We start from the raw sequence: 6,821 nt of genomic DNA on the forward strand, positions 1-6,821 counted from the left end.
CATGACTAAGCTGAAACTCGGCCTCATCGCTGACGACAAACCCGTCAAGATCACCGTGGAACTGCCGGGGCCGCTTCACCGCGATCTGGCTGCCTATGCTGAAATTCTGGAGCGTGAGTCGGGACACACCTTAAGCGATCCGACAAAGCTGATCGTGCCGATGCTCGAACGGTTCATTTCAACCGACCGGGGATTCGCGAAGGCGAAAAAGATGACCAAAGCAACACCTTCTTCGTCAGGGAGCGGCCACCTATAGGCCCAGTCCATTCCTCTTTGATATCGACTTTGCCAAACTCAAAAGTCTGCGAAGTGCTGGGTTGTCATTCTTTGCAGACCATACAGCACTGAATGGCAATACCTCACCTGCGATCGGCCGATAGGTGATACCCGGAAACGTTGCGGCCGTCGTCGATTCGCTGGTTAGCGTCATCCCTTTTCCGAGCCCGACCAAGGGAAAGAGGTTGTCTCGGCCTACACCCTGCCGTCGGATATCAGGGTGACGGCCGAGATCTGCGAGTCGGTGGACAAGATAGTCATGTACCTCCTGCCCAGGGGCCGTCTCACTGACGATGAACGGCTCCTGAACCAAATCGCGCCAGGTCAGCTCTTCGCTCGCAGCAAGCGGATGGTCTTCCTGCAATACCGCAAAGACCTTCTCCGTCCAAAGATGTATCCGGTCACAGTCGGACCATTCGCGCACACCCGTCAAAAAGGCCACGTCGAGACTGAGCTGTCGGATTGCGGCTACGTGTTCCTCGGGATTGCCGTCGATCAGTTCGACCCGGACACTCGCGTGGTGTTGGCCGTAGTCTCGCAGCAGCTCAGTCAAAAAGCCGGAAGCGATGGAGGAAAAGATGCCGATCTTGACGCTTCCGCACTCGGAGCGACCCAAAGCAGCGACGTCCTGTGCGCCTTCTCCAAGATTTCGGATAATCTGGCGCGCTAGCCGGAGAAACCGCTTTCCGGCAAACGTGAGACCTACGCCGCCGCTATGTCGATGAAACAGTGCCGCTCCCAGATGATCTTCGAGATCTCGAATTCTGCGGCTGATAGCTGGTTCCCCAACCCCGATGGCAACGCCCGCCTTTCGGAAGCTGCCATGCTCAGCCGCGGCGACAAAATAGCGGAGATGGCGGAGTTCAATGCCCGACAAAAAAGACTTCGCCATCGGCACTTACCTTCGGCCGACAAAGGGGCAAACCGAAGAATGGGGTCGAAGCGTCGAAGCTCGAGGGCAGACTATGTGACGCTCGCAACTTCTCAGCATTGCGTCATCAACACGGTTGAGCGAACGTCGCAGACGTTGCCGATTCGATTGTTTTCAATCGAGTTCCGAACGTAGAGATAGCTCACATCTTCAGTCATCTGAGCCGCTCACTCCCTTAGCGGCCGATGGCCGTTCAACTCAAGGACGATTGAACAATACAACAATTGAACATATATTCAATATTAAAAATTATATCTATCAGTGCCCCCGATCGCGTGAGCGTCGGTCGCGAATAGGACGCACAGTCATCCTGTTTCGATCAGGCATACCTCCGCATGCGTCACCCATTCGAGTTGGCATCGTGCAGATTCCAACGGTGACAAGGTCAAGCCCATTTGTCGGGGAATGTACGTGATCTTGTGGTGTCTGCGCACAGCTTTCAAATTTTTTACGCGGGCCGGTTGACAATAAAACATTTGAACATGTATTCAATTGTTGAACCTAAACGCAATCACTGGACCGACCTATGGCAGACCACTCTCACAGCGACCACCACGGCCATGATCACGATCATGATCATGATCATTCGCACGTTCCGACCGTGACGAAGGAAAACGAGCGGAAGATCCTCATTTCCTTCTTCATCATCTTCACCTTCATGGTCGTCGAAGCCGTCGGCGGCGTGATTTCCGGCTCGCTCGCGCTGCTCGCCGATGCCGGGCATATGCTTACCGACGCAATCGCGCTCGGTCTCGCTTACGTCGCCTTCCGCCTCGGACGCCGCGCCGCCGACGGCCAGCGTACCTTCGGCTACGCCCGCTTCGAGGTAATCGCGGGCCTCGTGAATGCCCTTACCCTGTTCGGTATCGTCGGCTGGATCGTCTATGAGGCCATTGAGCGTTTCCAGGAACCGCAGCCGGTCATGGCTGGTTCGATGTTCGTCGTCGCCCTAATCGGCATGCTCGTGAACCTCTTCGTGCTCTGGTATCTGACGCGCGGCGATTCCGATCACGTCAACGTCAAGGGCGCCGTGCTGCACGTCATGGGTGACCTGCTCGGCTCCGTCGGCGCGATCGTTGCGGCCGTCGTAATTTGGTACACGGGCTGGACCCCGATTGACCCCATCCTGTCGGTGTTCGTCTCTCTGCTGATCCTGCGTAGCGCCTGGAGCTTGCTGAAGAATACGCTGCATATCCTGCTCGAAGGTGCGCCGGACAACGCCAGTGCCGAAAAGATTTCCGAGCATCTGCGCAAGTCTGTTCCGGGCATCCAGAGCGTCAACCACATCCACGTCTGGTCGCTGACCTCGGGGCGCGTGCTTGCAACGCTTCAGGTGCAGCCGGCGGAGGGCGTCGATGTTCGCAGCGTGATGCAAAAGGTGGAGCATGAACTGAAGACGGAGTTCAAGATCGAACACCCGACGATCGGGATCGACTGGGACGGCGTAGCCAGTTGCACACTGGAGGAGCCGAGCAAGGCAGCGGTTTCCCACGCAGGCCATTCGCATTAGCCGCCCCGTTTCCAAGGGTCCGCTCGGAAACTGGAAAGGAACGACATTGAACAAGGCAGGTTCCCCTTCGACCCAGGAGTTGAACTTCCTATCCGAAACCTTTCGCCTGCTGGGTGACCCCAGCAGGCTTAGGATTCTCCTTCATTGTGAGAACGGTCCGAAGTCGGTGACGGATATCTCCGAAACGCTTGACCTGTCGCAGTCGCTCGTCAGCCACCACCTCCGACTACTTCGCGGCGCGCGGCTGGTGACGCGGGTCCGACACTCAAAGCAGATGTTCTATGAAATCTCCGATCAGCATGTCGGGGACGTCCTGCTCGATATGCTCTCGCATGTACGTGAGGACAGAGAGAGCGTTGCCGAACAGCATGTCGTCGACGCGCAATCCTGAACATCTCGCGCGATAGGGCTGAACAGATCATCGCGAGGTGAGAGACAAAGGCCCGGAGACCACCACTCTTCAGATGAAAGACTTTGACGATGAACGATGCCGAAATTTGCATCGATATGGCTGACCGCCCGGCATGTCCGATTGATGAGGAAAGCTCTGTGCTATCCGCGCTGGCGGTTGAGAGAGCCGAATATCCCGACAACTATACCACGACGCGGCATCGCCATCATTGCGCGCGCCTTCTGCACGCCGTATCAGGCGCCGTTGCCGTCTCGACCCCGCAGGGCGTCTGGATCGCTCCGCCTGGTCACGGCCTCCTGATACCTCCCGGTGCGGATCACGACGCCCACATGTTTGGCAATGTGATCGTCCAAATTCTCGACATCAAGCGTGCGTCCGCGGTCGATCTCGGCGAGAATTGCTTCGTAGTCGATCTGTCCCCGTTGCTACGCCACCTTATCGAGACGGTGGCTACGCCTCGCACGAATTCTCCGTCAAGTGGACGAGAGACAGCAATCGCCGGCCTTCTTTTGTATGACCTTCAACATAGCCCTCGTCGGCCCCTTTTCCTCCCGCTCCCGTCCGACACGGTCCTTGCACAACGCTGCACCAACTTTCTGAAAGAGCCGAGAGCAGCCGACTCGATTGAACAGTGGAGTGTCAGCATGGGCATAAGCCGCCGAACATTCACGCGAAGGTTCAGGAGCGAGACCGGCCTGAGCTTCGTGGCATGGCGGCAGCGAGCATGTCTGATCGCGGCAATTGCTCGTATGGCTCAGGGCGACCCCATTAGAAAGGTTGCATTCTGGCTGGGATATGCGAGCCCGGTGGCTCTCGCCGCCATGTTCAAACGCTGGCTCGGAATCACGCCAACGGCTTACTTGCAGACTTGGCGCTGACGCCACTCTGTCGATAGGCTGGTTGCATTATCCCCTCCAGGGGGATAGGATAATTGTTATGGACGAACAAGCCAATGCTCATCGAACTCACACAGCGATCGTGAAGCGCCTCAAGCGCGCGGACGGCCATTTGCGCGGGATCGTCGAGATGATCGAGGCCGGCCGGCCGTGCCTCGACATCGCCCAGCAGCTTTACGCGGTCGAGAAGGCAATCGCGCAGGCCAAGCGGACGCTGATTCAGGACCACCTAGACCATTGCCTCGAAGACGTGGTCGGGACGCTTTCGAAGAACGATCGCCGTTCGATCGATGAATTCAAGGACATAACCAAGTATCTGTGAGGTCCCCATGTTGCAGGTTCTTGGAAACCGCACCTATCGCCACCTCTTCCTGGCGCAGGTTATCGAGCTTGTCGGAACAGGGCTTGCAACGGTCGCGCTCGGGCTATTGGCCTATGATCTCGCCGGCCCCGATGCGGGTGCGGTGCTGGGAACGGCGCTCGCCATCAAGATGATCGCCTATGTGGGGGTGGCACCTGTCGCAGCGGCCTTTGCGGGGCGCCTGCCGCGTCGCACGATGCTGGTCTGCCTCGACCTCGTGCGCGCCGCCGTGGCATTGTTTCTACCGTTCGTGACCGAGATTTGGCAGGTCTATGCCCTTATCTTCGTCCTTCAATCGGCCTCCGCCGGCTTCACGCCGACCTTCCAGGCGACAATTCCGGACGTTCTGCCCGATGAGAAGGACTACACGAGGGCGCTATCGCTCTCGCGCCTTGCCTACGACCTTGAAAGCGTTGTCAGCCCAATGCTTGCTGCAGCCCTGCTGACGGTCATCAGCTTCCATAACCTTTTTGCTGGTACTGTCGTCGGCTTTGTCTGCTCGGCGATCCTCGTCGTTTTGGTTACCTTGCCGAGTCCCAAGGCGAGCGAGCAGCGCAGCATCTACGATCGAACGACGCGCGGCCTGCGAATCTATCTCGCCACGCCGCGCCTGCGGGGCTTGTTGGCGCTGAACCTCGCGGTGGCGGCAGCAAGCGCGATGGTGATCGTCAATACCGTTGTTCTCGTGCAAGCGGACTTCCGCCTCAGCCAGCACGCCACGGCGCTTGCACTTGCGGCCTTCGGTGCAGGCTCGATGGTCGCAGCGCTTTTCCTGCCGCGCCTTCTGGATAAAATTCCCGATCGAAGGGCGATGCTGACAGGCTCGGCCATTCTGGTCTTCGGACTCTTCGCAGGTTCCGCCGTTTCCAATTTCGGATTTGCGTTGTCGCTTTGGTTCGTTCTGGGGTTTGGCTATTCAATGACGCAGACGCCGTCCGGCCGACTGCTCCGCCGCTCGGCGCATCCAGAAGACAGGCCGGCGCTCTTTGCGGCTCAGTTCGCGCTTTCCCATGCCTGCTGGCTGATCACCTACCCCCTTGATGAGGTGGAACGGCCCGCTCCGACAGCATCGAAGTGCTAAAAGGTGGTCGTTGTCGCAAACGCCACAAGGAGGGACCGTTCCGTGAAAGATGTTACCACTATTGGACTGGACTTGGCGAAGCACGTTTTCCAGGCTTTTGGCGCGGATGCCGAGGGCACTCCGCTATTCAACCGGAAGCTTCGTCGCGCCGAGGTGCTGCGTTTCTTCGAGAGATTGCCACGGTGCCTGGTCGGGATGGAAGCCTGCGCCAGTGCGCACTACTGGGCGCGTGAGATCTCGGCCTTCGGCCACGATGTCAGGCTGCTACCGCCTCAATACGTCAAGCCGTTCGTCAAGCGCGGCAAGACCGACGCCGCCGACGCAGAAGCCATCGCTGAGGCGGTGACGCGAAAGACGATGCGGTTCGTCCCGGTTAAGACGGCTGAGCAGCAGGCTGCGGTGATGGTGCTCAAAACGCGGGCCCTACTGGTGCGTCAGAGGACACAAGCGATCAATGCATTGCGCGCCCATTTGGGAGAGCTGGGTATCATCGCTCCGACCGGCATCGCCAACGTCAAAGCATTGGCGCCAATCATCCGGGATGAGGAAGACACCCGACTTCCTCCGGCTGCGCGCTTTGCCCTGACCGAAATCATCAATCAGATCGAGATGCTCGCCACACAGATCGACAAACTCGAACGTGAGATCGTCATCCAGGCCAAGCAGGATGATGAGATGCGGCGCCTCGCGACCATCCCTGGCGTTGGCGCCATTATCGCCATGGCCGTAAAGGCATTCGTTCCCGATCCCGCCGGCTTCAAATCCGCTCGCCACTTTGCAGCCTGGATCGGGCTCACCCCGAAAGCGCATTCCAGCGGCGGCAAAGAACGGTTAGGGCGAATATCGAAGATGGGCAATCCGGTGCTGCGATCATTGCTGACGACGGGGGCGGCATCGGTGCTACGTCATGTGCAGTATCGCGACCGAGTTTGGCCGTGGCTGAAGAACATGCTCACGCGGCGACCCTTCAAGGTCGTGGCGGTGGCGCTCGCCAATAAGATCGCCCGGATGATCTGGGTATTGCTGACCAGAGGTGGAATCTACCGAGATCCAACAGGAATCGAGGCAGGACCTGTCGCCGCATAAGCGCAGGACCGCCGAGACGAGCTGCCCGGCGACCCCCGGCAGGTGAGGTGCACAACAGACGATGAACCACGGGACGAAATCCCGAAACAGGACAGGCCGAAACCCGTGACGCGCACAAAGCGCGCCCCCTTGATCCAGCCACCTGCTTCGCGGACTTCATCGAGGCCAGCGGTCATGACCGCACCAGTAGGCCGGACATATGACCGCACCGTCCTCATGTGGTGAAATCGACTGAAAAGCATCCTTGCACCGCGGGCCGTTCCACATA

General features: G+C 58.6%; 8 protein-coding genes. 7 read left to right on the forward strand and 1 reads right to left on the reverse strand.

Going from position 1 to position 6,821, the window contains the following annotated elements; all coding sequences use genetic code 11:
* The first annotated feature begins 1 nt into the window (after window position 1).
* Window positions 2-256 (forward strand): DUF2274 domain-containing protein, encoded by a 255-nt coding sequence (locus BFN67_RS23750; RefSeq protein WP_080921919.1) that lies wholly within the window; start codon window positions 2-4, stop codon window positions 254-256.
* On the opposite strand, the gene BFN67_RS23755 is transcribed toward BFN67_RS23750, so the two are convergent.
* Window positions 251-1,168 (reverse strand): LysR family transcriptional regulator, encoded by a 918-nt coding sequence (locus BFN67_RS23755; protein ID WP_080921920.1) that lies wholly within the window; start codon window positions 1,166-1,168, stop codon window positions 251-253. The two genes, BFN67_RS23750 and BFN67_RS23755, sit on opposite strands and share 6 nt — an antisense overlap.
* Window positions 1,169-1,733: 565 nt before the next feature.
* Between BFN67_RS23755 and BFN67_RS23760 the strand changes: the two genes are divergently transcribed.
* The 6 genes from BFN67_RS23760 (at window position 1,734) to BFN67_RS23785 (ending at window position 6,553) form a co-directional block, all read left to right on the forward strand.
* Window positions 1,734-2,717: a cation diffusion facilitator family transporter gene (locus BFN67_RS23760; RefSeq protein WP_080921921.1), complete on the forward strand. Its 984-nt coding sequence runs from the start codon at window positions 1,734-1,736 to the stop codon at window positions 2,715-2,717.
* A 46-nt stretch (window positions 2,718-2,763) separates the two neighbouring features.
* Window positions 2,764-3,108: an ArsR/SmtB family transcription factor gene (locus BFN67_RS23765; protein WP_080921922.1), complete on the forward strand. Its 345-nt coding sequence runs from the start codon at window positions 2,764-2,766 to the stop codon at window positions 3,106-3,108.
* Between the two features lie 89 nt (window positions 3,109-3,197).
* The gene (locus tag BFN67_RS23770; protein WP_080921923.1) at window positions 3,198-4,007 is read left to right on the forward strand and encodes an AraC family transcriptional regulator; all 810 of its coding nucleotides are present in this window, start codon (window positions 3,198-3,200) and stop codon (window positions 4,005-4,007) included.
* Between the two features lie 58 nt (window positions 4,008-4,065).
* The gene (locus BFN67_RS23775) at window positions 4,066-4,347 is read left to right on the forward strand and encodes a metal-sensing transcriptional repressor (RefSeq protein WP_080921924.1); all 282 of its coding nucleotides are present in this window, start codon (window positions 4,066-4,068) and stop codon (window positions 4,345-4,347) included.
* A gap of 7 nt (window positions 4,348-4,354) precedes the next feature.
* Window positions 4,355-5,467 (forward strand): MFS transporter, encoded by a 1,113-nt coding sequence (locus BFN67_RS23780; protein WP_280951358.1) that lies wholly within the window; start codon window positions 4,355-4,357, stop codon window positions 5,465-5,467.
* Window positions 5,468-5,509: 42 nt separating this feature from the next.
* Window positions 5,510-6,553, forward strand: a complete 1,044-nt coding sequence (locus tag BFN67_RS23785) for an IS110 family RNA-guided transposase (protein ID WP_080918558.1) — start codon at window positions 5,510-5,512, stop codon at window positions 6,551-6,553.
* Window positions 6,554-6,821 lie beyond the last annotated feature (268 nt).

It is taken from the genome of Manganibacter manganicus (assembly GCF_002075885.1).
Taxonomy (GTDB): Bacteria; Pseudomonadota; Alphaproteobacteria; order Rhizobiales; family Rhizobiaceae; genus Mesorhizobium; species Mesorhizobium manganicum.

What these genes read in the sequence shown, in the direction of transcription:
- BFN67_RS23780 (WP_280951358.1), top strand. Translation starts at nt 4,355, where the DNA reads ATGTTGCAGGTTCTTGGAAACCGCACCTATCGCCACCTCTTCCTGGCG.
- BFN67_RS23755 (WP_080921920.1), bottom strand. Translation starts at nt 1,168, where the DNA reads ATGGCGAAGTCTTTTTTGTCGGGCATTGAACTCCGCCATCTCCGCTAT.
- BFN67_RS23775 (WP_080921924.1), top strand. Translation starts at nt 4,066, where the DNA reads ATGGACGAACAAGCCAATGCTCATCGAACTCACACAGCGATCGTGAAG.
- BFN67_RS23760 (WP_080921921.1), top strand. Translation starts at nt 1,734, where the DNA reads ATGGCAGACCACTCTCACAGCGACCACCACGGCCATGATCACGATCAT.
- BFN67_RS23770 (WP_080921923.1), top strand. Translation starts at nt 3,198, where the DNA reads ATGAACGATGCCGAAATTTGCATCGATATGGCTGACCGCCCGGCATGT.
- BFN67_RS23750 (WP_080921919.1), top strand. Translation starts at nt 2, where the DNA reads ATGACTAAGCTGAAACTCGGCCTCATCGCTGACGACAAACCCGTCAAG.